Annotated in this window: 18 protein-coding genes, 2 tRNA genes and 1 pseudogene; 18 read left to right on the top strand and 3 right to left on the bottom strand. The window is 58.3% G+C overall.

What is annotated here, in order from left to right:
* The first annotated feature begins 360 nt into the window (after nucleotides 1-360).
* The 18 genes and pseudogenes from BGLCM_RS07715 (at nucleotide 361) to BGLCM_RS07630 (ending at nucleotide 21253) form a co-directional block, all read left to right on the top strand.
* A complete protein-coding gene (locus tag BGLCM_RS07715) occupies nucleotides 361-1356 on the top strand; it encodes a MetQ/NlpA family ABC transporter substrate-binding protein (protein WP_044085329.1) in 996 nt (331 codons plus the stop codon).
* Nucleotides 1357-1523: 167 nt separating this feature from the next.
* Nucleotides 1524-2777 (top strand): methionine ABC transporter ATP-binding protein, encoded by a 1254-nt coding sequence (locus BGLCM_RS07710; RefSeq protein WP_006293906.1) that lies wholly within the window; start codon nucleotides 1524-1526, stop codon nucleotides 2775-2777.
* A complete protein-coding gene (locus tag BGLCM_RS07705; protein ID WP_006293908.1) occupies nucleotides 2777-3487 on the top strand; it encodes a methionine ABC transporter permease in 711 nt (236 codons plus the stop codon). The genes BGLCM_RS07710 and BGLCM_RS07705 overlap by 1 nt, the downstream gene beginning before the upstream one ends.
* Nucleotides 3488-3588: 101 nt before the next feature.
* Complete coding sequence (locus BGLCM_RS07700) at nucleotides 3589-4740, top strand: M20 metallopeptidase family protein (protein WP_006293909.1); 1152 nt, start codon at nucleotides 3589-3591, stop codon at nucleotides 4738-4740.
* A gap of 115 nt (nucleotides 4741-4855) precedes the next feature.
* A complete protein-coding gene (locus tag BGLCM_RS07695; protein ID WP_006293910.1) occupies nucleotides 4856-6553 on the top strand; it encodes an NAD+ synthase in 1698 nt (565 codons plus the stop codon).
* A 239-nt stretch (nucleotides 6554-6792) separates the two neighbouring features.
* Complete coding sequence (locus BGLCM_RS07690) at nucleotides 6793-7002, top strand: hypothetical protein (RefSeq protein WP_044085285.1); 210 nt, start codon at nucleotides 6793-6795, stop codon at nucleotides 7000-7002.
* Nucleotides 7003-7272: 270 nt separating this feature from the next.
* Complete coding sequence (gene pflB, locus BGLCM_RS07685; protein ID WP_006293912.1) at nucleotides 7273-9648, top strand: formate C-acetyltransferase; 2376 nt, start codon at nucleotides 7273-7275, stop codon at nucleotides 9646-9648.
* A 189-nt stretch (nucleotides 9649-9837) separates the two neighbouring features.
* A complete protein-coding gene (gene pflA / locus BGLCM_RS07680) occupies nucleotides 9838-10719 on the top strand; it encodes a pyruvate formate-lyase-activating protein (RefSeq protein WP_044085283.1) in 882 nt (293 codons plus the stop codon).
* A 213-nt stretch (nucleotides 10720-10932) separates the two neighbouring features.
* Nucleotides 10933-12238, top strand: a pseudogene (locus tag BGLCM_RS07675) (HRDC domain-containing protein).
* 48 nt (nucleotides 12239-12286) lie between these two features.
* Nucleotides 12287-13660, top strand: a complete 1374-nt coding sequence (gene tig / locus BGLCM_RS07670; protein ID WP_006293916.1) for a trigger factor — start codon at nucleotides 12287-12289, stop codon at nucleotides 13658-13660.
* Nucleotides 13661-13852: 192 nt separating this feature from the next.
* Nucleotides 13853-15406 (top strand): chloride channel protein, encoded by a 1554-nt coding sequence (locus tag BGLCM_RS07665; RefSeq protein WP_081450348.1) that lies wholly within the window; start codon nucleotides 13853-13855, stop codon nucleotides 15404-15406.
* A gap of 115 nt (nucleotides 15407-15521) precedes the next feature.
* Nucleotides 15522-16142, top strand: a complete 621-nt coding sequence (locus BGLCM_RS07660) for an ATP-dependent Clp protease proteolytic subunit (RefSeq protein WP_148401573.1) — start codon at nucleotides 15522-15524, stop codon at nucleotides 16140-16142.
* 2 nt (nucleotides 16143-16144) lie between these two features.
* Complete coding sequence (locus tag BGLCM_RS07655; protein WP_006293919.1) at nucleotides 16145-16849, top strand: ATP-dependent Clp protease proteolytic subunit; 705 nt, start codon at nucleotides 16145-16147, stop codon at nucleotides 16847-16849.
* 211 nt (nucleotides 16850-17060) lie between these two features.
* Entirely contained in the window at nucleotides 17061-18494 is a 1434-nt protein-coding gene (clpX, locus tag BGLCM_RS07650; RefSeq protein ID WP_006293922.1) for an ATP-dependent Clp protease ATP-binding subunit ClpX, read from the top strand.
* Nucleotides 18495-18580: 86 nt separating this feature from the next.
* Nucleotides 18581-18654 (top strand) — tRNA-Arg (locus tag BGLCM_RS07645).
* Nucleotides 18655-18708: 54 nt separating this feature from the next.
* Nucleotides 18709-18782 (top strand) — tRNA-Arg (locus BGLCM_RS07640).
* 205 nt (nucleotides 18783-18987) lie between these two features.
* Nucleotides 18988-20400 (top strand): Na+/H+ antiporter NhaA, encoded by a 1413-nt coding sequence (gene nhaA, locus BGLCM_RS07635; protein ID WP_006293924.1) that lies wholly within the window; start codon nucleotides 18988-18990, stop codon nucleotides 20398-20400.
* On the top strand, nucleotides 20360-21253 hold the full coding sequence (locus BGLCM_RS07630) for an LOG family protein (protein ID WP_420796161.1): 894 nt from the start codon (nucleotides 20360-20362) through the stop codon (nucleotides 21251-21253). The genes nhaA and BGLCM_RS07630 overlap by 41 nt, the downstream gene beginning before the upstream one ends.
* A gap of 134 nt (nucleotides 21254-21387) precedes the next feature.
* On the opposite strand, the gene BGLCM_RS07625 is transcribed toward BGLCM_RS07630, so the two are convergent.
* From BGLCM_RS07625 to BGLCM_RS07615, 3 genes are all read right to left on the bottom strand, one after another.
* A complete protein-coding gene (locus tag BGLCM_RS07625) occupies nucleotides 21388-22059 on the bottom strand; it encodes an O-methyltransferase (protein WP_006293926.1) in 672 nt (223 codons plus the stop codon).
* Nucleotides 22060-22382: 323 nt separating this feature from the next.
* Nucleotides 22383-23426 (bottom strand): succinate dehydrogenase/fumarate reductase iron-sulfur subunit, encoded by a 1044-nt coding sequence (locus tag BGLCM_RS07620; RefSeq protein ID WP_006293928.1) that lies wholly within the window; start codon nucleotides 23424-23426, stop codon nucleotides 22383-22385.
* A gap of 159 nt (nucleotides 23427-23585) precedes the next feature.
* On the bottom strand, nucleotides 23586-25520 hold the full coding sequence (locus BGLCM_RS07615) for an FAD-binding protein (RefSeq protein WP_006293929.1): 1935 nt from the start codon (nucleotides 25518-25520) through the stop codon (nucleotides 23586-23588).
* Between the last annotated feature and the right edge of the window lie 45 nt (nucleotides 25521-25565).

Here is a 25565-nt window from a genome sequence, read left to right as displayed (position 1 = left end):
GATAGGAGCGTTGAGATGTCGGACAAGCAGCATGACGTGATTGCCGTCGTGCAGCTGTGCGCATCGTGCTCCATGTGTAGCGCACGCTGAATTCAGGTCATTCTCACCAATCGCCATTTGACATGTGGCGAACTTGGTTTCTTTTCCACGCGTTGACCTTCAACAATCCTAAGCAACCCGTACGTTCCCGTATGCCGTGATCAACGGTGGTGGACGGTGTGCGGTTGCCATGATGGACCAACTAGGCTTGACGCGAAATCACACACCAACGGTTTGGCGACATATCAGCGTCATACCATCAAGGAATCGGCATGGTCCAACCGTGCATGATTCACCATGAAGAAGGAAGAACAACCCCTCATGACACAAAACCAGCCCAACGGCGCACAGCCGTCAGTGCCAGAAGAACCGGTGCGCGTCAACCACACGGCGCGTAACATCATCATCGCCGTGCTTGTGGTCGCGGCGATTGCGCTCGCCATTTTCTTTGGCACGCGTGCCGTCAACCATCAAAACGACTCCGCCAAGGGTTCCAAAGACAATCCCGTCGTGATTGGCGTCGTTGGAGCCACCGACCCGCAGTGGGTGGAGTTCACGAAGCAGGCCGAAGCCCAAGGCATTTACGTGGACATCAAGGATTTCCAGGATTACACGAGTGAAAATCCTGCTCTGGACGCGGGCGACCTTGACATGAACGAATTCCAGCATCTGCTGTATCTGGCCAACTACAACGTGCAGAACCACAAGAACCTGCAGCCGTTGGGTGGCGTGGCCATCTACCCGTTGGGCCTGTATGCCGCATTTGACAACGGCAAGCCCAAGTACACCGATATTTCGCAGATTCCAGCCGGTTCCACTGTGGCCATCCCGAATGATGAAACCAACCAGGCCCGTGCAATCGGCGTGCTCAAGGCCGCAGGCCTCGTCACGCTCAAGGGCGATTGGACGGCGTTCACAATTCCGCAAGACATCGACGACGCCAACTCCAAGATCAAGGTGGTGCCAATGAAGGCCGAGCAGATCGCCAACACGCTCAAGAGCGGGTCGGACGACTTGTCTGCCGGCATCATCAACAACGATTACGTGGCTGACGCGGGTCTCAAGCCCACGGACGCGCTCTACCAGGACAACGCCGAGGCTGAGGAATCACGTCCATACATCAACATTTTCGCTGTGCGTGCCGATGACGTGAACAATGAGGTCTACAACAAGTGCGTGGAAATCTTCCAGACGAAGCCCGTGCTTGACAAGCTCCAGGAAAACGCTGGCGGTACGGCCGTGTTGGCGGACAAGTTCAGCGCCAAGGAACTGCAAGGCTTCCTCAACGACATCGAGCAGGACGCACGCGACAAGTGATGCGTCATCGGTGGTGGGGTGAGCGGTAGATGCCACGCTACAATGACGCAACAGTGAGAACAAGTGAAGATCCAAGTGTCCGCGCTCGCCACATTGACGCCAACCAATCGTCGATGTGGCGAGCGCGGACGCGCATGACGGCTTGACAGCCAAGCAAAGGCAACACCATGGTCCAAACTCCCGAACCCATCATCGTGTTCGACCACGTGGTAAAAACATTCCAGCAGCGCGATTCAAAACAGGTCGCCCGCGCCGTGGACGATGTGAGTATCACAATCAACCAAGGTGACATTTTTGGTGTCATCGGCTATTCCGGTGCCGGCAAATCCACGCTGGTGCGCATGATCAACGCGTTGGAAAAACCCACGTCAGGCTCCGTGAGCGTCATGGGACATGCCGTGTCGGCGATGAGTGAATCGCAATTGCGGCCTGTGCGCCAGAAAATCGGCATGATTTTCCAGCAGTTCAATCTGTTCTCACAAAAAACCGTGGCGCAAAACATCGCCTATCCGCTGCAGCTGGACCATTGGCGCAAGGATTACCAAGATCGCCGCGTCAAGGAACTGCTCGAATTTGTGGGATTGAGCGATCACGCCAACAAATATCCATCGCAATTGTCGGGTGGCCAAAAGCAGCGCGTCGGCATTGCCCGCGCACTAGCCACCAATCCGCAGATTCTGTTGGCCGATGAAGCGACAAGCGCGCTTGACCCGGAAACCACAACTGAAGTGCTGGAACTGCTCAAACGCGTCAATGAACAGTTCGGCATCACGATTGTGCTCATTACGCATCAGATGAATGTGGTGCAGCAGATTGCGAACCGTGTAGCCGTGATGAGCGCGGGCCGCGTGGTCGAGCAAGGTACCACCTATTCGGTATTCGCCGCACCGCAACAAGATGTGACACGACGCTTTATCGCCACGGCCATGGACGGTTTGCCGGATGAAGCGCGCGTGAACGTGATGCGTGAGCAATGGCCAGGCCGCCTAGTGACGGTGGTCGTGCGCCAACATCCGATCCTTGACGCCGACGGCAACACACTGATTGCCGCTTCCGGACAGAACATTTCCGACCTGATCGCCAAGCATGGCGTGCATAGCGGATTGCTCTATGGCGGCATTGACACGGTGCAAGGCGTGGCAATTGGCGCGATGACCTATGAATTCACTGGTCCCGTCGAACAAATTGACGCGTTCCTGACCGAACTGGCACAACACAGTGACATTGTGGACTTTGGTACCAAGGACAATCCTGTGGCCTATGACGAAGCCGTCAGCCGCGCCCATATCGCCGCCGCTCCCGCGTCCAAACCGCAGATGCAGGACACGGTGGATGCCGGCATTGAACAATTTGAACAAGTCGATGATGTGGAAACCATCGTTCCCACCGCCGACGCCAAACGAGCCAAGGAGCGTGACTGATGCCACCGATAGCTGTAACCGCACTCGCGGCCCAGACCACATTGGCCAGCCGTAGCGATTGGACCGTGTTGCGTCCACTGTTGATGCAATCGATTGCGCAGACGCTGCAAATGGTGTTGATCACGATTGTTATTGGCGGCGCACTGGGCTTGGTGCTCGGCGTAATCCTCTATGGCACGCGTCCGGGCAACCTGTTTGAGAACGCTGTCGTATACCGCATTCTCGACATCATCGTCAATATTGTGCGACCCATCCCGTTCATCATTTTCCTGGCCGCCATGCAACCCGTCACGGTCAAGGTGGTCGGCACGTCGATTGGCACGGCGGCAGCCATTTTCCCAATGGTCGTCATGTGCACGTTCGCCACGTCGCGACTCGTGGAACAAAACCTCGTGTCCGTGGACCATGGTGTGATTGAGGCCGCACGCTCCATGGGCGCCTCGCGGTTCACGATCATCCGTACCGTGCTGATTCCTGAAGCGTTGGCTCCGCTGATTTTGGCGTATGCGTTCCTGTTCATCGGCGTGCTTGACATGTCGGCCATGGCCGGATACATCGGCGGCGGTGGCTTGGGCAATTTCGCGATCGCGTATGGCTACCAGAAGTTTGACCAAATGGTCACGTGGACAGCCGTCATCATCATGATTGTGCTGGTGCAAGTCGTGCAGGCCATTGCGAACGCGATTGCCAAACGTCTGCTTCGCCGATAATCCAATACTTCAAGCCGTGCGCATCGCGCACGGCTTTTGCATAACTGTTCGCATTCATGTGACCAACCATTCCGATTTCGATTTTTAAGGAGCACACCCGCATGACGATTCAATATGAGGTACCTGAGGAACTGTTGACGCTGCGCCATGATTTGCATGCGCATCCGGAACGCTCATTTGCTGAATACCACACGAGCGAGGTCGTGACACAGCAGCTGCGTCAGCATGGCATCAGCGTGCTGCCCAATCCGATGCCCACCGGAGTATGCGCACAAATCGACGGCACCGCACCAGGCCCGCTGATCGCGTTGCGCGCCGACATTGACGGATTGCCAATCCAAGAGCACACGGGATTGCCGTTCGCTTCAGTCAACGAAGGTGTCATGCATGGCTGCGGCCATGACCTGCATATGGCGTCCCTCATGGCAGCCGCATGGTGGCTGGCGGACCATCGCGACCGTTTTGCAGGCAGCATCCGGTTGATCTTCCAACCTGCTGAAGAACTCGGGGAGGGCGCTCGCGCCGTGATTGACGCGGGACTGATTGACGGGGTGGAAGCGATTATTGGCACACACAACAATCCTGACTATGCGCCGGGTGTCATAGCGGCAGGCCCTGAACCCATGATGGCCGGTTGCGTGAAGTTCAAGGTCACATTGCATGCCGAAGGAACACATGCGGGATACCCGAATCGAGGAACAGGCCCGTTGGAAGCCATGTCGTCAATCGTGCTCGCGTTGCAAACCATTGTGAGCCGCAATGCCACACCGTTCCATCCGCTCGTCGTATCGGTGACGCAAATGGAGGGCGGCGACGTGTGGAACGTCGTGCCTGCACAAGCCTCGTTTCAAGGCACGGCTCGCTATTTTCACCGTGAAGACGGTGACATGATGGCACGCCGGTTCCGCATGATTGTGGAACAGACAGCGGCGGCTTATGGCATTCGCGCCGACGTGGATTGGGATGATTTCCAATCGCCTTTGGTCTGTGATGCCGGGTTGATTGAGGCTGTGGCGGCCGACGTGCCCGATTACGCGAAGCTGGCGCCAATCATCCCGTCCATGGCGGGGGAGGACTTCGCCGAATACGCGACACGCACACGATTGGTGTTCGCGTTCATCGGCTCGAACGGCCAGCCGGGTTGCGCCGGTTGGCATAGTCCCGAATTCGTAGGGCTCGATGAAGCTATGCGCACAGGCGCCGAATTCTACGTCAACGCCGCGCTGCGCGTGCTTGGCCAATTGAGCCAGTAAGCGACTCGCCACTTCATCAGGCGGCCCATAGTGCGTATGCCACGCTGTATGCCGCATGAGCGTTGGGCTTGCATGAAACGTGCAACGCTCATGCACCCGTGTATTGTATGGACGCATGAGCACACTTCGCATCGCCTTAGCCCAAATTGACACGTGCGTGGGCAATCTCGTCACCAACGCTTCGACCGTCCTGGCCTACGCCAAGCGAGCCGCAGCCGACCACGCCCGCATTGTGGCGTTTCCTGAAATGACACTGACGGGATACCCGATTGAGGATTTGGCGTTACGCGCCACATTCCGCCAAGCCGCATGGGACACAGCCGCCGACCTTGCACAAACCCTGCAGCAGGAAGGCCTGGGAGACCTGTATGTGGTCGTTGGCACGATTGGCACCGACCATGACAACGGCAAACCACGCAACCGGCTCGTCGTGTTGCATGAAGGCCAAGTTGTGGCTGGCTACGACAAGCATTTCCTGCCCAATTACGGTGTGTTCGACGAATTCCGCATCTTCTCGGCCGGTGAGCGTTCCACTGTCTTGACGATTGACGGCGTGCGCGTGGGCGTCGCGATTTGCGAAGACATTTGGCAGGAAGGTGGCCCTGTCGCCGATCTGGCAGGCCAAGGCATCGACTTGCTGTTGACGATCAACGGTTCGCCGTATGAGGAAGGCAAAGGGCATATACGCCAGGAACTCGCCGCACGTCGCGCCGCCGAAGTCAACGCGCCGATCATCTATCTCAACCAGGTAGGCGGCCAGGACGACCTCGTGTTTGACGGCGGCAGTTTTGTGCTCGACACCGATGGCACGCTGCTTGAGCGTTCCCCAATGTTCATGGAGAACTTGAGCTTCTTCACGCTGGATACCAACCAAACCCGTCAGACACCAACTACAATCGCCGCATTGCCGGACCCCGATGAAGAGGTGTATACGGCTTGTGTGCTCGGCCTGAAAGACTATATGGCAAAGAACGGGTTCACCGGAGTGACCTTGGGTTTGTCGGGCGGCATTGATTCGGCGCTTGTGGCCGCCATGGCTGCCGACGCTTGCGGCGGCGAGAATGTATGGGGCATTTCGATGCCGAGCATGTATTCCTCGGATGGCAGCAAGGATGACGCGGCCGACCTGGCGCACAACCTGGGTGCGCATTACGAGGTGCAACCGATTGAGCCATTGTTCATGGCGTTCCAAGACCAGTTGCATCTCGAAGGCGTATCGGCCGAGAACTTGCAGGCACGTATCCGTGGCGTGATTGTTATGGCCACATCGAACTCGAAGAACGTGCTGGCATTGGCTACGGGCAACAAATCCGAATTGGCATGCGGCTATTCGACGATTTACGGCGATGCCGTGGGCGGATACGCACCAATCAAGGATCTGTTCAAAACGAAAGTCTGGCAGATCGCACGGTGGCGCAACAAGGCCCTGACCCAAGGCATGGGCATCGGGGGGCTGAACGTCGTGGGCAACGAAGACGGCGCATCAGGCATCATGCCGGCATCAGGTGTAATCATCCCGGTCAACTCGATTGAGAAAGCGCCAAGCGCCGAATTGCGTCCAGGCCAAAAGGATTCCGACTCGCTACCCGAATATGCGCTGCTCGACCAAGTGTTGGCCGCCTACATCGAGCATGCCCATGGACGTGCCGACCTGATTGCAGACGGCTTTGACGAGCAGACGGTGGACACGGTCATGCGCCTGGTTGACCGTGCTGAATGGAAGCGTCGCCAGTATCCGTTGGGACCCAAAGTCAGTGCGCTCGCATTCGGCCGGGACCGCCGACTGCCCGTGACCAACGCGTTCCGCGAATAAGCGGAAATAATAGAAATTCCAGCCCACCCAACAGTCCCTTGCCCACCATCGTGAGTCAAGGGACTGTCGTTTACAGTGCGGGCAGTGCATGGATCTTGCACTGGCGCGAGGTTTGCCGTCGCGCTGAACTGGGCGGCAGCACGCACGATGCCTCCTTACAATGGCACCAGAACCAATGACGACGCAACGCGCCATACATGCATGACATTCATGCGCGTAGAAACAGGAAGGAACCCACGATGAGCGATCCGTTGAAGGAAGAATGGTATTACAACACAGCCACGGGCAACGTGGAGCTGGGTCCTCAGTCGCCGATGCAGCATCGTATGGGCCCATACGCCACACGCAAGGATGCCGAACAGGCGCTGAAAATAGCGCAGCAACGCAACAAACATTGGGATGACCAGGACCATGAATGGAGCAATTGGGGCCACGGCATCGATGAGTGAATCCCATGAGTACATTCCGTAAGTAAATCCCGGGCATGTCATGCTCAACATGGCCGCCGATAACTAGGCAACCGTGCGGTCGCTATGCATCGCGAACGCACCGCCCACGCACCTGTGGTACTGCCAGAATCCAGTGATGGCACTGATTGCGGTCAAATGTGACCAAGGTCACGCTGGAACGGGAACATTTTCCCGTTTCCAGCGGTTAGACTATTGAATCAGTCGACGGCACGAAGAAGCGTCGTCAATCAGCCCATCTAAGGAGTGGACATGGCAGCTGTGGAAGAAACCACACTTTCCCCAGAGCAGATCAAGGCCGAGGCTTGGGAAGGTTTCGTCCCCGGCCATTGGCAGGAAGATATTGACGTCCGCGATTTCATTCAGAAGAACTACACGCCGTATGAGGGCGATGAGTCATTCCTGGCGGACGCTACCGACAAGACCAAGCATTTGTGGCAGTACCTCGACGACAACTATCTGGCCGTCGAGCGCAAGCAGCGCGTGTACGACGTTGATACGCACACGCCGGCTGACGTGGACGCGTTCCCGGCAGGTTATATCGATTCTCCCGAAGTCGACAACGTGATTGTTGGCGTGCAGACCGATGAACCATGCAAGCGCGCCATGATGCCGAACGGCGGTTGGCGTATGGTCGAGCAGGCCATCCGCGAAGCCGGCAAGGAACCCGATCCGGAAGTCAAGAAGATCTTCACGAAGTACCGCAAGACGCACAATGATGGTGTGTTCGGCGTGTACACGCGCAACATCAAGGTCGCCCGCCACAACAAGATCCTCACGGGTCTGCCGGACGCTTACGGCCGTGGCCGCATCATCGGCGATTACCGCCGTGTGGCCCTGTACGGTGTGGACATGCTGATCAAGTTCAAGCAGCGTGACAAGGACGCCGTGCCGTACCGCAACGATTTCACCGAGACTGAGATCGAGCACTGGATCCGCTACCGTGAAGAGCATGACGAGCAGATCAAGGCGCTCAAGAAGCTGATCAACCTCGGCAAGGAATACGGCCTTGACCTGGCCCGTCCGGCCATGAACGCGAAGGAAGCCGTGCAGTGGACCTACATGGGCTACCTCGCTTCGATCAAGAGCCAGGATGGCGCCGCCATGAGCTTCGGCCGCGTGTCCACGTTCTTCGACTGCTACTTCGAGCGTGATTTCAAGCGCGGTGTGCTCACTGAGACCGACGCGCAGGAGATCATCGACAACCTCGTCATGAAGCTGCGCATCGTGCGCTTCCTGCGTACCAAGGATTACGACGCGATCTTCTCGGGCGACCCGTACTGGGCGACCTGGTCGGACGCCGGTTTCGGCGATGACGGCCGCACGCTCGTGACGAAGACCTCGTTCCGTCTGCTCAACACGCTCACGCTCGAGCACCTGGGACCGGGACCTGAGCCGAACATCACGATTTTCTGGGATCCGAAGCTGCCTGAGGCTTACAAGCGTTTCTGCGCCCGCACCTCGATTGACACCTCGGCCATCCAGTACGAGTCCGACAAGGACATCCGCGGCCACTGGGGCGACGACGCGGCCATCGCATGCTGCGTGTCCCCGATGCGCGTGGGTAAGCAGATGCAGTTCTTCGCAGCCCGCGTAAACTCGGCCAAGGCGCTGTTGTACGCGATCAACGGCGGCCGTGACGAAATGACGGGCCAGCAGGTCATCGACAAGGGCATCATCGAACCGATCACGCCCGAGGCCGACGGCACGCTGAGCTTCGACAAGGTCAAGGCCAACTACGAGAAGGCTCTCGAGTGGCTGTCGGAAACCTACGTTGAGGCGCTGAACATCATCCACTACATGCACGATAAGTACGCGTACGAAGCCATCGAAATGGCTTTGCACGACCGTGAGGTTTACCGTACGCTCGGTTGCGGCATGTCGGGCCTGTCGATTGCTGCCGACTCGCTGTCGGCCTGCAAGTACGCCAAGGTGTATCCGATTTACAACAAGGACGCCAAGGACATGCCGGGTCACGAAGCCGAGTATGTTGAGGGCGCCGATGACGATCTGATTGTCGGCTACCGCACGGTCGGCGAGTTCCCGGTCTACGGCAACGATGATGACCGTGCCGATGATCTGGCCAAGTGGGTCGTGTCCACCGTGATGGGCCAGGTCAAGCGCTTGCCCGTCTACCGTGGCGCTGTGCCGACGCAGTCGATCCTGACAATCACGTCGAACGTCGAGTATGGCAAGAACACGGGTTCGTTCCCGTCGGGCCACGAAAAGGGCACGCCGTACGCTCCGGGCGCCAACCCTGAGAACGGCATGGATTCGCACGGCATGCTGCCGTCCATGTTCTCGGTGGGCAAGATCGATTACGATGACGCGCTCGACGGCATCTCGCTGACGAACACGATCACGCCTGACGGTCTGGGCCGCGACGAGGATGAGCGCATCTCGAACCTCGTGGGCATCCTGGACGCCGGCAACGGTCACGGCCTCTACCACGCGAACATCAACGTGCTGCGCAAGGAACAGCTCGAGGATGCCGTGGAGAACCCCGAGAAGTACCCGCACCTGACCGTGCGCGTGTCGGGCTACGCGGTGAACTTCGTCAAGTTGACCAAGGAGCAGCAGCTCGACGTCATCTCGCGTACGTTCCACCAGGGAGCGGTCACGGACTGATTGGACGTGTCCCCGCGCAGGTGAACTAGGGTACTTGCGCGCCACTACGCTTCGAAGCTGTGAAGGCGACGTGTTGACAGGCCTGTGGTCTGCCGGCACGCCGCCTTCAAGCATTTCAACAGTTTTTAAGGCATACACTGGCTTCAACATCGATGTTGACCTGCCAGTCAAGCAAAGGAGATACGGCCCATGGTCGAAAGTACGGGATTCCGTTCCACGCGTCAGCACATGTTGCGTGAGAACAAGGAATATGTCAGCCAAACGCTGATGGGAGGCCTGTCGGGTTTCGAATCGCCAGTCGGCTTGGACCGCCGCGACCGGTTGCGCGCGTTGAAAACGGGTGACATCGGTTTCGTGCATTCCTGGGACATCAACACTTCCGTTGACGGCCCGGGCACGCGCATGACCGTGTTCCTGTCTGGCTGTCCGTTGCGCTGCCAGTACTGCCAGAACCCCGACACGTGGAAGATGCGTGACGGCAAGCCCGTCACGTTGGATGCGATGATCAAGAAAATCGAGCGGTACAAGGACTTGTTCAAGGCCACGAACGGCGGCATCACGTTCTCGGGTGGCGAGTCGATGATGCAGCCCGCGTTCGTCTCACGCTCATTCCGTGCGGCCAAGGAGATGGGCGTGCACACCTGTTTGGACACGTCCGGGTTCTTGGGCGCCAATTATACCGACGAGATGATTGACGACATCGACCTGTGCTTGCTTGACGTCAAGTCCGGCGATGAGCAAACCTATAAGAAAGTCACGGGCGGCGTGCTGCAGCCGACGATTGATTTCGGTCAGCGGCTCGCCAAAGCCGGCAAGAAAATTTGGGTGCGGTTCGTGCTCGTTCCGGGTTTGACAAGCAGTGAAGAGAACGTTGAGAACGTCGCGCGCATCTGCGAAACGTTCGGTGACGCTGTGGAACACATCGACGTGCTCGGCTTCCACCAGTTGGGCCGCCCCAAGTGGCATGAGATGCGTCTCGACTATCCGCTTGAGGATCAGAAAGGACCGTCCGCTGAACTCAAGGCCCGGGTCAAAGCCCAGTTCGAATCGCACGGCTTCAAGGTCTACTGACCGGCCGGCACGTGGTGTGCACAGCTGGTAACAGTTTTTCATTATTTCCGCCAACCTTCGCCTGTCCGCTGTCAATCCCATACGAGCGCGTCGCTATGGGACTGTAGTGGCCATGAGGGTTGGCGGAAATACCATATAGGGAACACTGTCGGCCGAACGCGCGAAACTGGCGCATAGCAAACGTACACAACGAGTGAAATCCGGGATGGTGTCGTGAACAACGAGCCCAAGCTGTTAGCCGAACCAAAACAAGGCGTGCCGCAAGTGATTGAAACGGCGCAAGCGTTTGAAGACATGTGCGAACGGTTCGCCTACGCGAGCGGTCCTGTGGCCGCCGATGCTGAACGGGCTGCAGGATTTCGCTACACCCACGACGATTACCTCGTGCAATTCAAGCGGGAAGGGGCCGGCATTGCGCTCGTGGACCCGCAAGCCGTCGCGGCAGACGGCGCCGACTGGGCTGAATTCATGCAAGCGGTGGGGGATGCCGAATTCATTTTGCACGACTCGGCGCAAGACCTGCCAGGATTCGCCGACTTGGGAATCCGGCCACACGCGTTGTTCGACACGGAACTGGCCGCACGACTGTTAGGCCTCGAACGGTTCGGACTGGCCTACGTGACCGAACGCTATCTGGGGCTGACGCTGGCCAAAGAACATTCGGCGGCCGATTGGTCTCATCGTCCGCTGCCACGCGACTGGCGCAACTACGCGGCATTGGATGTGGAACTGCTGATTGAACTGCGTGAAGCGATGATGCGCGACCTCAAAGCCGCGGGCAAAGAGGAGTGGGCGCGCCAGGAGTTCGCCTATGCGCTGGAACACGGCATGCAGCCGCGCAAACCCAAGACCCAACCATGGCGCCATATTTCCCATATCACGGAACTGCAACGTGACGGACAGGGACTGGCCATCGCGCGCGCTGTGGGAAAAACGAGACACACTGGCCCGCGCCTACGACATCGCGCCAACATTGCTATTGTCCGACCACGCGATTATTGAAGCGGCACAGCGCAAGCCGCATAACAACCGCGAATTCCGGGCCATACGGTCATTGAATGAACGCGTGCGCATGCGCATGGGCGGTGAACAAAGCAAAATGTACGAACGCTACGCGCCAATCCAACGCATGGTCAAACCCGGCGTATGGAAAGAAACAATCCTGGACGCGCTGCAACTCAAACCCACACAATGGCCCTCACGCGACACGACCAAACGCGGTGACGACCGCAGCCTCGTCGACGGCGGAGCCACGCATGCGCCCAAACAGATGAAAGCCTGGAAAACGCACCATCCCAAACGCTACGAACGGCTGCAACAGGCGCGCGCGATCATCAACCAGATTTCACAAGACACGCATACGCCGTCCGAAATCGTGCTCAAGCCGCAGATTGTGCGCGACCTGTGTTGGACCGATCATCCCGGGCGTGTGGACGTGGCCGAGTTTCTGCGCCGGGAAGGCGCTCGCGACTGGCAAATCGGGCTCGTGAGCGCGTCGTTGAGTCGCGTTACTATGTAACGGTTGCCATAGGGCAGATAAGAATTAACCGTATTCAGGAGCGCAAGCGTGAAGATTAGCGTTAGGAACCTTGAGCCTACGAAGGCCAAGCTCACCATCACCGTTGATAACGAAGAGTTTGAACCGTACCTGCAGGAAGCTCGCGAAGAGATTGCCAAGCAGATCAACGTGCCAGGCTTCCGTAAGGGCCACGTGCCGGCCAAGATTGTCGACCAGCGCGTCGGCTTCGGCGCCGTTGCCGGCGAAGCCATCAACAAGGCTGTCCCGGAGTTCTATTCGCAGGCTCTGGAAACCAAGGAAATCCGCCCGATGGCTCAGCCCGAGATCGAGGTGACCGAGGTTCCCGAGTCCGCTGATTCCGATGTCAAGCTCAAGTTCACGGCCACTGTGGAACGCCGTCCGCAGTTCGACCTGCCTGAACTCGACGAGATGACGATTGAAGTCGAGCCCGTTGAGGTTGAGGATGCCGACGTGGACAAGCGCCTCGAGGCTCTGCGCCAGCGTTTCGGCACGCTCGTGGGCGTGGACCGTCCGGCTCAGGAAGGTGATTACGTCAACATCGACCTCGACGCCCAGATTGACGGCGAGTCCGTTGATACGCAGGAAGGCGTGAGCTACGAAATCGGTTCGGGCACGATGCTCGACGGCATTGACGAGGCTCTGGAAGGCCTGTCGGCTGACGAAGAGACGACGTTCGAGTCCACGCTCACGGGTGGCGATCACGCTGGCGAGAAGGCCACCGTCAAGGTCAAGGTCAACTCGGTGAAGACTGAGGAACTGCCTGAGCTCGATGACGATTTCGCCCAGGAAGCTTCCGAGTTCGACACGCTCGATGAGCTCAAGGAAGAGATCCGCAAGGCCGCCGCCATGGACGCCAAGGGCCGCCAGGCCACGGCCGCCCGTGACGCGTTCATCGCTAAGATCGAAGAAGGCCTCGAGATTCCGGTGCCGAAGGGTGTGCTCGAGCAGACTGTGGAAGAGCAGCTCAAGAGCCAGCCGAACGCGGACGACGAGACGAAGAAGCAGGTCGAGGAGGATGCCGAGAAGGCCCTGCGCGATCAGATGGTGCTCGACGCCCTGGCTGAGAAGCTCGACGTGGAAGTCTCGCAGTCCGATGTGTTCAACTTCCTGGCTTCGATTGCCCAGCAGTACGGCATGGATCCGAACCAGTTCATCCAGGCTATCCTGAGCAACGGCCAGATCGGTTCGGCCGTGCAGGAAGTCGCCCGCTCGAAGGGCATGCTCGGTGGCATGCGCAAGGTCACGTTCACCTCGAACGGTGAGACGCTCGACCTGTCCGACTTCCTGGGTTCCGACGACGAAGCTGATGCTGAAGTCGCCGCTGTGGAAGAGGACGAGACCGTGGCCGCTGCTGCCGCTGCTGCCGCTGTGGCCGACGACTTGGCCAAGGATGCCGAGTGAATCGGTATGAGACGCTGATTCGAGTGTGAGGGTGGGCTTGGCCTGCTGATCATTCGAGTGTCTGTGGGGATCGCACGCGTAGCGTGCGGTCCCTTTTTCATGTGATACTGCATGCGACGGCAAAAGTCGCGTGAATCGACAACAGTGGCATGCAGTGGCAAAAGCAAAGACCAGCATCGTGAGGGAGGATGCATGCGTGAACACGGCAACGGGCCGGATGTGAATCCGGATGTGATTGCGGGCGACAATCCAGACGTGAATCCAAACCCGGATCCAAACCCGGATCCAAACGTCGACCTGGATGCGTGCAATGCGCCAGCGCAGACCCACGATGAGCCACGCAACGCGCCACAGGGACCTGCTGCAGCCGGCCATTTCGATAATGATTTCGCGGATTTCTCGCCAAGTCCTTCATCAAAGCCTGCCGGGGAGTCAACACAGGGCAGCTCCCGAACCGTGGCATGTTCGGGGCACGAGCAGTCAATCGGTAGCCGCCTTGGCTTGATGGCAGCCGCTGTCGTGTTGCTTGGCGCACTGATTGGCGCTTGTGGCGGTCTGCTCACGCTCATGCTTTATGGCATTGAGCATTTGGCGTTGGGATTTGTGGAGTCGCCTGAATTGCCAGGCCCGTTTGAAACGGATTGGCGCCGACGTGCGCTGTCCGTACTGATTGGCGCGACTGTGGCTGCTGTCGCTTGGTTTGTGCTGCGGACGTATGCGCGGCGTGTGCCGTCCGTGCGGCAGGCTGTGGATGGCGAGTCGATGCCCTGGTGGCAGACCGTGGTGCATGTGCTGCTGCAGATTGGTATTGTGGGCATGGGGCTGTCGGTGGGTCGAGAGGTTGCGCCGCGTGAATTGGGTGCGATGCTTGCGCAACGGGTGGCGCGTGTGTTGCATGTGCATGATGTGGATTTGCGCCGGCTCGTTGCAATCAGTGCCGGCGCGGGTTTGGCCGCGGTGTATAACGCGCCGTTGGCCGGAGCGTTCTTCACGATTGAAATTTTGCTCGTGGATGTGTCGGCCATGACCGTGGTGCTGTCGTTTTTGTGTTCGGCGTTGGCGGCATGGGTGGCCACGCTCGTCAAAGGCGCGCATGTGTTCTATCTGCTTGACGGTGTGCATGCGCAGTTCAGTCCCGACCTGATGGCGTTCGCGCTGGTCGCGGGCGTCGTGTGTGGGGTGTGCGGCGCGTTGTTCCGTCGCGGTTCGTCATGGGCGGAATCACACAAGTCTTCCGGGGCTTCGATTTTGTGGACGCTGCCTGCTGCGGGTCTCGTTACGGGCGTTGTGGCCATTTGGGTGCCGCAAGTCATGGGCAACGGTCGCGCGACGGCCCAACTGGGATTCACAGGCCGTCCTGAACTTGCGTTTGCCGGGTTGTTGTTGATTTCATTTCTGGCCAAGGCGATCGTGACATTGTTGACGATCCGTTGCGGCGCCTCAGGTGGTGTGCTCACGCCAGGCATTGCACTTGGCGCGTCAATGGGCTGCGTGCTGGGCATGTGCTGGGCGCACATAACGGGTGCACAGGATATGAGTGTGTTTGCGCTGTTGGGGGCGGCCGCGTTGCTGTCCGCGTCGCAAAACGCGCCAATCATGGCCATGTGCTTGGTCATGGAATTGACGCAGGCGCCGATGACATGGTTCGTGCCCGTGGCGTTCATTGCGATGATTGCCGTGATGACGGCCCGATGGTTCACCACACATGTGATGGACCGGGCACATGTGCAGGAGATGCGAGTCTAGGACTGGCTGGCATCTGGATTGGCGCAGCCAATATTGAAGTCGCGGGAATAAATAGCGTGCGCCGTCGTTTGAACGGGGTAGTGTTAATGTCCATTGGCATAGCAAAGGAGACAAGGTGAGCAATATTCTTGCGTCTTCACCGGTCATGGCCGACGGCGACATGCCCGCAGGGCCGAGCGACCCGATTTTCAACCGACTGCTTCAAGACCGCATCATTTGGATGGGTGAGGAAGTCAAAGACGAGATGGCGAACCGTATCTGCGCGCAGATGCTGATGCTCGCCGCTGAAGATCCTGACAAAGACATTTGGCTGTATATCAATTCGCCAGGCGGCTCGATTACGGCCGGCATGGCCATTTACGACACGATGCAGCTGATCAAGCCCGACGTGGCCACGGTCGGCATTGGCATGTGCGCGTCGATGGGCCAGTTCCTGTTGAGCTCGGGTACCAAGGGCAAGCGTTTCCTGACGAGCCATGCGCGTGTGCTGATGCACCAGCCTTCGGGCGGTATTGGTGGCACGACGACGGATGTGCGCATCAATGCGGAACTGATCATGAACATGAAGAAGACGCTGGCTGAGCTGACCGCCGAACAGACGGGCCACACGGTTGAGGAAATCTACCGTGACAACGAATACGACCATTGGTTCACGGCGCAGGAAGCGTTGGAGTACGGCTTTGTTGACAAGCTCGTGTCCACGCCCGACACGATGCATTCCAAGGAAGGGAAGTGAGCATGGCATCACCAGAAGCACAGTTCATTGCGCGTGCCGAACGTTTGGCCGGACCGGCCGGCGTCGCCGGATTCCAGCGTGCCGCCGACCATGATCACATGGTCATGAGCCCACAGAACCGTTATGTGCTGCCTCAGTTCGAGGAAAAGACGCCCTACGGGTTCAAGCGCCAGGATCCTTATACGCGCCTGTTTGAAGACCGCATCATCTGGATGGGTGTGCAGGTGGACGACACATCGGCTGACGACATTATGGCGCAGCTGCTCGTGCTGGAAAGCTTGGATCCGAGCCGCGATGTGATGATGTATATCAATTCGCCAGGCGGTTCGATGACGGCCATGACGGCCATCTACGACACGATGCAATACATCAAGCCCGATGTGCAGACCGTCTGCCTTGGCCAGGCCGCATCGGCAGCCGCCATTTTGCTGGCCGCCGGCACCAAAGGCAAGCGTCTGATCCTGCCGAACGCTCGCGTGCTGATCCACCAGCCCGCGATCGATCAGGGTTTCGGCAAGGCCACGGAAATCGAAATCCAGGCCAAGGAGATGCTGCGCATGCGTGAATGGCTGGAGAACACGTTGGCCAAGCATACGGGCCAGCCCATTGAACGCATCCGCAAAGACATTGAAGTCGATACGTTCTTGACGGCTCAGGAAGCCAAGGAGTACGGCATTGTCGATGAAGTGCTCGAGCATCGCGCCTAAGTCTTTGCGGTAATACGAGCCATTGTTGAGGCGGTCCATCGTGATGATGGGCCGCCTCAATGTATGGAATGCTGGAACATGGTTGACCGATGTTGCCGCAACGTCATGCTCATAGAGGAATACCGTGAAAACATTGGCATCTGTTCTGGTGTAGTGTAAGGGGTACCGTGCATGATGGCCGAACTGCAGCACAATCAGGGATGAGGTACCAATGGGACGCGTGATCAGCTATAGTGATGGCGTACAACATTGTGCCTTCTGTGGAAAATCCGAACATGATGTGCAGCGTCTCGTTGCCGGTGCCGGCGTGGCCATTTGCGAAGAATGCATCGCGCTCTGCCAGCAGATCATCAGCGACGAACGCAAGCAGGAAATCGCGCAGGCTGATCTGGCGGTGCCGACGCCCGCTTCAATCAACGCCAAGCTCAACGACACCGTGGTAGGCCAGGCGGCGGCCAAACGCACGTTGTCGGTGGCTGTGCACAACCATTACAAGCGTGTGCTGATGGAAGAGCGTGAAGCATTGGGCGCTGCAGATGGTTCACACCATCACGCGATGCCGCAAGCCTTGGTTGATGTGCGCGTCAGCAAATCCAACATTTTGCTGATCGGACCCACTGGCGTGGGCAAGACCTATCTGGCGCAAACCTTGGCCGACGCGATGGACGTGCCGTTCATTATCGCCGACGCCACATCACTGACCGAAGCCGGCTATGTGGGCGACGACGTGGAAACGTTGCTCAGCCGTCTGCTCGACGCTGCCGATGGTGATGCCGACCGCGCATGCCATGGCATTGTCTACATTGACGAAATTGACAAAATCGCCCGTAAAAGCGGCGACAACACATCGTTGACGCGTGATGTTTCAGGCGAAGGCGTGCAGCAAGCATTGCTCAAACTCATGGAAGGCACAATCGTTGATGTGCCGATAGAACATGCGCGCAAAGGCAAGGAAGCGCAGACCGTGCGCATTGATACGCGCAATGTGCTGTTCATTTGCGCGGGCGCGTTCGTGGGGCTTAACGATATTGTGGAACGCCGCTTGGGACGGCATGAAAGCGGATTCGGATCAGCGTTACGCACCGCGCCACTGGACCATGTCACGCTCGAGAACGCCGTTAGCGCCGACGATTTGGCTGATTTTGGACTGTTGCCTGAATTCATTGGCCGCGTACCCGTGGTCAGTGTGCTCAAGCAGCTCGATGAACATGATTTGCAAGCCGTATTGACGCAACCGCGTGATGCGTTGACCAAACAATATGCCAAACTGTTTGCCACGGACGGCGTGGACCTGCGATTCACGCAGGACGCGATTGAAGAAATCGCACACCAAGCCATCGCGTCACATACGGGCGCTCGCGGATTGCGAGCAATCATGGAACGCGCGTTGGAGTCCACGATGTTCGAGCTGCCTTCCCATGACGACGTGGTGGCAGTGATTGTGGACGCGCCATCCATCCGCGGTGAACATGAGCCGCAATTCGTCTATGCGGGCCAGCAGGGGCCGTTGTATGCGATCAACGGCGGCAATCGAGCCGAAGGGGCGCCGCGTTCCTCGGTGCGCATCATGCCCGACCATGATGATGACACGACGCAGGCCAAGCGTAAGACACGGGTCATGCCATACCGCATCAATTTGCGGTAATTGGGGCCGAAGTCAACCCCCGACACACCGTAAGATGCAAATGTCTTGAAAAAGAGCTAACTTATACGAGTTGCCTCAAGCAGCATGCGCGAGTAGCCCAGCGGATTAGAGCAGCTGACTACGGATCAGCAGGTCGCAGGTTCGAATCCTGTCTCGCGCACTGGCCATGGTTTGCCGGACCATGGGGTCCCATGATTTCGGCGGATATGGCGTTGCGCGAGTAGCCCAGCGGATTAGAGCAGCTGACTACGGATCAGCAGGTCGCAGGTTCGAATCCTGTCTCGCGCACTATAAAGCCTTTGGCGCGCATGCGTCAAAGGCTTTTCCAATATTGCCCATGATTCCCTCACGCACAGTTGTCACAGTTGTAGTGAACTCGTGTGGTTTGCATGCAGGGAACGGTGACGCACTTCCATATTGGTGGTGCAATACGGCATAATGGAATGCTGTATGAGCCTATGTGCCAACGGTATATGTCAACGAATGGGGCGATATGAGCGCAAGTCGAAGCGGAGTGTGGAGCAAGATCAAATATGTGGCGGCGTCGGATCGTATTTCCGGCCTGATCATGTTGGGCTTTGCGCTCTTAGGCTTGGTGCTGGCCAACATTCCCGCCACAGCGGCCGGTTTTGAACACCTGTCTCATTTCCATCTGGGCATTCCAGGCACCAACATTGACATGGGGCTCAGTCATTGGGCCCAAGACGGTTTGCTGACGATTTTCTTCCTCGTGGTCGGTCTTGACTTGCGTCAGGAATTGACGACCGGATCCTTGGCCAATCCCAAAGCCGCCGCTGTGCCGATGCTATGCGCCGTGGGCGGTATGATTGTGCCACCGATTTTGTTCATCGCTGTTATTGCGCTGTTCAGCAACTTCGGCGCAGGAGACCCCGGTAGCCTGATCATCGCGTCGGGCGAGGTGTTCCCGTTTGCCCAAACCGCCCATGGTTGGGCCATTCCCACGGCGACTGACATCGCGTTTTCGCTGGCGGTGCTGGCCTTGTTCGCCAAAGCGTTACCGGGCTCGATCCGCGCGTTCCTGATGACGTTGGCCACTGTTGACGATTTGCTGGCCATCATTTTGATTGCCGTGTTCTTCTCATCACTCAACGCCTGGTATTGGTTCGTTGGCATCGCCATTTGCGCCGTAGCCTGGTATTTCCTGGTGCGCATGGAGAAAGTGCCGTGGATCGCTGTGGTCGTCATTGGCGTTCTGGCATGGGCCATGATGTATGAAGCCGGTGTACACCCCACGCTGGCCGGTGTGCTCGTCGGCCTGCTCACGCCGGCCCGCGCCATGTACAAGGAGCGTTCGCCGCGTGCTGAGCGCTACGCTGAGAAATTGCAGCCGTTCTCGGCGCTCGTGGCGCTGCCGATCTTCGCATTCTTTGCCACCGGCGTGCATTTTGATTCGATCACACCGATGCTGCTCGTCTCTCCTGTGGTCATCGGCATCATTGTGGCGTTGGTCGTGGGCAAGCCGTTGGGCATCATGATTGTGGCCTGGCTTTCGACGCATGTCGGTTCGTTGCGCATGCCCAAGGGTTTGCGTGTACGCGACATGCTGCCCGCTTCGGTGGCGTGTGGCATTGGTTTCACCGTCTCGTTCCTGATTGCTTCGCTGGCCTATGCGAGTGAGGAATTGTCAGCGGAAGCCCGTTTCGGCGTGCTGCTCGCATCATTGCTCGCCGCCGCTATTTCAGGTGTGTTGCTTTCACGCCAGTCGCGTCGCTTCGCCATTGCCGACCGTGCAGTAGAACGCCAAGAAGCGCAAGCATTGCAGCAGGAAGCGAAGGATGTGGAAACTACGCTTATCGATGGTACTGTGATGGTGACGCAGACGTTTGACAAGGGAGCTCGCCATCATGACACATCAGACACCGACGCACACGCCACAGGACGATGATTGCGCTTCAGGGCAACCACAGGAATCAATAGTGAATACTGCCCACGCACAGACGCAGAATGGTGCAGCACAACGCACGCCAGCCGACGAGCAGCGCGTGCATGGCCTGAGTGAACCGGGCACGCCGTTTGGTGAGACCTACCACCGCGGTTCTGTGCTGCTCAGAGGGCCGATGCTGCCCCAGGAAAGCTCCACAGCCAACCTGCTGCGGCAGGAAAGCTCCACGGACTGGCTGCATCACGACCCATGGCGCGTCTTGCGGATCCAGTCTGAATTCGTGGACGGATTCGGCGCGTTGGCGGAAATCGGGCCGGCTGTCAGCATTTTCGGATCGGCACGTGTCAAACCTGACGATCCGGTCTATAAGTCGGCGCGCACGATGGGCACGATGATTGCGCAACGCAACATCGCCGTCATCACCGGAGGTGGCCCTGGCACGATGGAAGCCGCAAACCGTGGCGCCAGTGAAGCGGGCGGCGTGAGCGTGGGACTCGGCATTGAACTGCCGCACGAGCAAGGCATCAACCAGTGGGTGAACTTGGGACTGAACTTCCGGTATTTCTTTGTGCGTAAAACAATGTTTGTCAAATATTCGAGCGGATTCATCATCTGCCCGGGCGGATTCGGCACGCTCGATGAAATGTTTGAACTGCTCACGCTCGTGCAGACGCACAAGGTGCGCTACATGCCCGTCGCGTTGTTCGGCAGCCAATATTGGGAAGGCCTGATTGAATGGTTGCGCGGTCCCGTCCAGGACCACGGCATGATTTCCCAGATTGACCCGTCGTTGTTTATCGTTACCGACGATCCTGAAGAGGCCGTCAGTGTGGCTACGAGCGAGATCCGGCAATAGAACGGAATCTGCCACACGCTATGACAAGGCCCGCTCTGCACCGGCATATAAGTGCATAGCGGGCCTTACGAATGTCCGGGAGTGGCGCGCAGGACGCGCAGCAGACGTCATACAGTTGACTTGAGTCGTGCTTCCTAACGTTTGACAGCGATCAGCAGTCCTGTGCCCGTGGGCGTTAAGGAGCTGACAAACTGGTCGTCTTCTTGTACGGCTTCAATCAGTTCACGTAACGCGACGGCTTTGGGGGAGCGGTCGGCGGCGTTGGTCAAGCCACCCGACGAGTCGGCGTTGTCGAGCGCGAGCGCGTCGGTGAACACGATCGCGCCGCCGCGATGCAGCAGGGAAGCGGCCTGGCGGAACGTGCCCGCGTAGTTGGCGGGTTCTCCCGACACGACAATCAGATCGTAATCATCGGGGTTCAATCGTTGCAGGAATGTGCCAGCATCAGCGTTGACGGCGCGCATCGTGGTTTGCGAACGGTCGGCAAGATCGGCGATGAATTCACGGATGACGCGGATGCCGTCGGCAGAGGAGTCCACGACCGTAATTTTGCCGTGGTTTTCCAAGCCTTCAACGAGTTGTGCCGTTTCGACGAGCGCTCCTGTGCCTACCACGATGACCGAGTCGGCATGTAGCATGCGTACGAGCATGTTCAGCAGGTTGCCTTGAGCGGCTGAACTTTGTGGCAGTTCATTGAGCTGGGCCAGCGCACGCACTTCACGTACTCCATCAGGCTCGCGCGAGTATTCAAAATCCTCTACGAACTGCCATGCTTTGGAGTGGTTGGTGAAAGCGTTCATGTCCATGAGTGCATCCTCGGTTTATGCCCACAGCTGGGTGTGTGGGCGGCATCATTGGGTTGGGTGGCCCGTTCTGCCGTCAGCGGCGGCCTGGTGAGCCGGCTGCTGACGGTGCAGTGGTGGCGGCACCTACTATAGCCTATGTGGCCGTGCGGAAGTGCTGGATACCGTAACTTGTGCACGATTCCTGCGTTTGGTTGGCGTGGGACTGCGTTGCAGGATGCTGGAAGTTGCGGTGTAGCGAACCGTGTGCGTGACGTGCGAACGTGGAGGAGGGGACCGCACAGTCCCACGTCACGCTGCGTGCTGCAATGCGCTATAGCTGTGGTTCAGCGTTCTTTGACTTGGGCGATGAGCTGCCAGACTTCCTCGCCCACGTCGATGCCCTTGGGGCATGGTCTGGAGCAGGCGCGCACGGATTGGCAGGCGTTGATGCCGTCGGCTGTATCAATCGTCTCGAGGCGTTCCTGCGTGGCCAGGTCACGGTCGTCACGCACGAACCGTGCCTGGTTGATCAGCGCTGCCGGGCCGACGAATGCTTCACCTCCCGAATACACGGGGCATGCGCCTTCACACACGCCGCACAGGATGCAGTTCGTCAGGATCTCATATTTGGCGAGCGCTTCAGGTTTTTGCAGGAACTCGAACACATCGACTTTGCCGTCGTTCGTGGTGGCGAGTACGCCGTCACTGATCAGATACGGCTTGAGTCGTTTGATTTGTTCGAGCATCTGGTCAATATCGACAATCAGGTCGCGCTGGACAGGAAATCCTGGCAGTGGCGCGAGTTCAATCACACCCAGATGCTGTGGGGTGGCCGTGGAAGTGGGCTGGGTTGATGCCGGTGGTGCGGGTATTTCGGGACCGGTTTTGCGGAATCCTTCCTCATCCGTGTCCGCGGCCAACGGGCGTTCGGGGCGCGCAATGTCACGCACGATCGCCGTACACAGCAACGCTGGCGTGCCGTTGATTGACACGGCGTCCGATCCGCACATACCGTGGCCGCACGAGTAGCGGAAGGCCAGTGTGGGGTCAATCTCGCGTTTGATGCGCAGCAGCGTTTCGAGCAGTGTGTCGTCGGGGGAGACGGTCAGTGCATAGTCCTGCACCCAGTTTTTGCCGCGCGTGCGTTTGGCTGATCCGAACGGCGAGCTGGAATGTTTGCCGAACGGGCTGGATCCGCGTTCGCGTTTGCGTTCGGCTTTGGGAGCGAACCGGTGCACGCGTATCGTCACTTGGGCTTGGGTGCGTTGTTCGTCCGCGTCGCCGTTCCTGTCTTGAATCGGCTGGATTGGCTGTGATTGTGGTGTGGCATCGTGCGCGCGGTGCGCATCATGCTGGTGCTGTTTGAGTTCGTTCAATGAAAGCGTCATCAATGCCCTCTCGGTTGGTCAGTGTCACATCCGCTTGGCTGGGTGGGTTTTTGGGTCCGCAACGATATTGGTAGTACTGTGGTGCGCTCCGTGGCTGTTGATTGGCCCCATAACCCAACGTTGCGTTGTGACGGTGGTGCATGCAGTGCAGATGCTAGGTCAGTAGGATCGTGCGCCCGGTTCAATGTCGATGATGTGTACGGGTTGCCATTGCACGTCCCCGTCGTTCGTCGTCATCGAATGGGCCAGGTATTCGGCGTCGTTGCGTTCGGGGAAGTCAAGTCGCTTGAGTGAGCCGCGCGATTCATGACGCGCATCGGATGCCGTGAGCACGGCTTGTGCGAGCGTCATCAGATTGCGAATTTCCCAAATGGCTGTGATTTCCTGGTTGAACGATGCATAGGAGGCGTGCGGATGCAGTCGCATGGCGCGCGGCAACAAATCAGTGGCAATGGCCTCTTGGGCGCGTGCGATTGTGTCGGCGTTGCACAACACGGCGATTGACGCGTCCATGAGCTGGCCAAGTTCAGCTTGCATAAGGTAAGGATTGTCTTGCGTTGACGCTGCCAGGTCCAGCGTTTCGGCCTGTGCCGCCTCGTTATCCGTGTCGCCACTGTCCGAGTCGCTGGTGTCTGCGGCGGTTTGCGCCCCATCAGCTTGCTTGAGCATCATCTGCAATGATTGCTGGCGTGTCTGGGCCAAATCCTCGATCAGGGCATGGTCTTCCTGATCCACGTCAAGCGGATCGAGCGCGGCGACAGGATCGTTCGCAATACGGTGCGCAATCGATTGGCCTACGCGCGTGCCGAACAGGCAGGCGTCGAGCAGCGAGTTGCCACCTAACCGGTTCGCGCCATGCACCGACACGCATGAGCATTCGCCAGCCGCATACAAGCCTTCCACCGTATGGCGCTCGCCATCTTTCCACACGTAGACTTCACCTTCAGTGGTCACGGGAATGCCACCCATCGTGTAATGCGCCGTAGGTTTGACAGGAATCCAATCGCGCGTGGGATCAAGACCCGCATACTGTTCAATCGTTTCGACCACTTGCGGCAGCACGGCATGCATATGTTCGGGATCAATGCCTGTCATGTCAAGCCAGACGCAATCCTTGGGACCTTGCGGGTCGCGCGGGTCGGCAACACCACGGCCCGCATCGACTTCCGAACGGATGGCACGACTGACCACATCACGCGCGGCCAAATCGCCATGTCCAGGCGCATAGTGTTCCATAAAGCGTTCACCATTGGCATTGCGCAACGTACCACCTTCAGCACGGGAGGCTTCCGACAGCAAAATGCCCGTATGCGCCAAGCCCGTGGGATGGAACTGGATGAATTCAGCGTCTTCACATGGCACTCCCGCATTGAGCATGAGCGCCATGCCGTCACCCGTCAAATCCCATGAATTGGAAGTCGTATGGAACAAACGGCCTGCGCCGCCCGTCGCCATAATCACATTGCGTGCACGCAACGTATGGATGGCACCCGTATGCGTATCAAACGCGACCACACCCTCAACACGCATCTCATCATGGTTGACCGCCACATCGGTCACATACCATTCTTCAGCGAATTGCACGCCATGGCCAATGCACTGCTGCCAGAGCGTATGCAAAATCTGGTGGCCCACACGGTCCGCCGCGTATGCGGCACGCTCCACCGGGTCCTTGCCATAATCCTTCGTATGGCCGCCAAAACGGCGTTGGGCAATATGGCCGTCCGGTGTGCGCGAGAACGCGACACCCGAACGTTCCAGATTGATGACGGTCATTGGCGCGTCTTTGGCCAAAATCATGGCGGCATCCTGGTCGACGAGCCAATCGCCGCCTTTGACCGTGTCAAAATAATGCCATTGCCAGCAGTCGGGTTCCTCATTGCCCAAACTTGCGGCAATGCCACCCTCCGCGGAACCGGTATGTGAACGCAACGACTGCAGTTTGGAAATCACCAACACCTGGGGTTCGAGACCCTGCGCTTGCAACTCGGCCGCTTGATCACTGCGCGTGAACGCCAATGCGGCAGACAAGCCGGCAGCCCCGGCACCCACGATGATTGCGTCATACATCTGTTCAACTTGCTTGGGACTCATAGATGCCAAGTGTAATGGTCGTAATGGATTGCTTACAAGCATTAT

Source organism: Bifidobacterium gallicum DSM 20093 = LMG 11596, from assembly GCF_000741205.1.
Taxonomy (GTDB): Bacteria; Actinomycetota; Actinomycetes; order Actinomycetales; family Bifidobacteriaceae; genus Bifidobacterium; species Bifidobacterium gallicum.
Note: the sequence above shows the minus strand (reverse complement) of the source record. Positions and strands in the feature narration are given on the sequence as shown.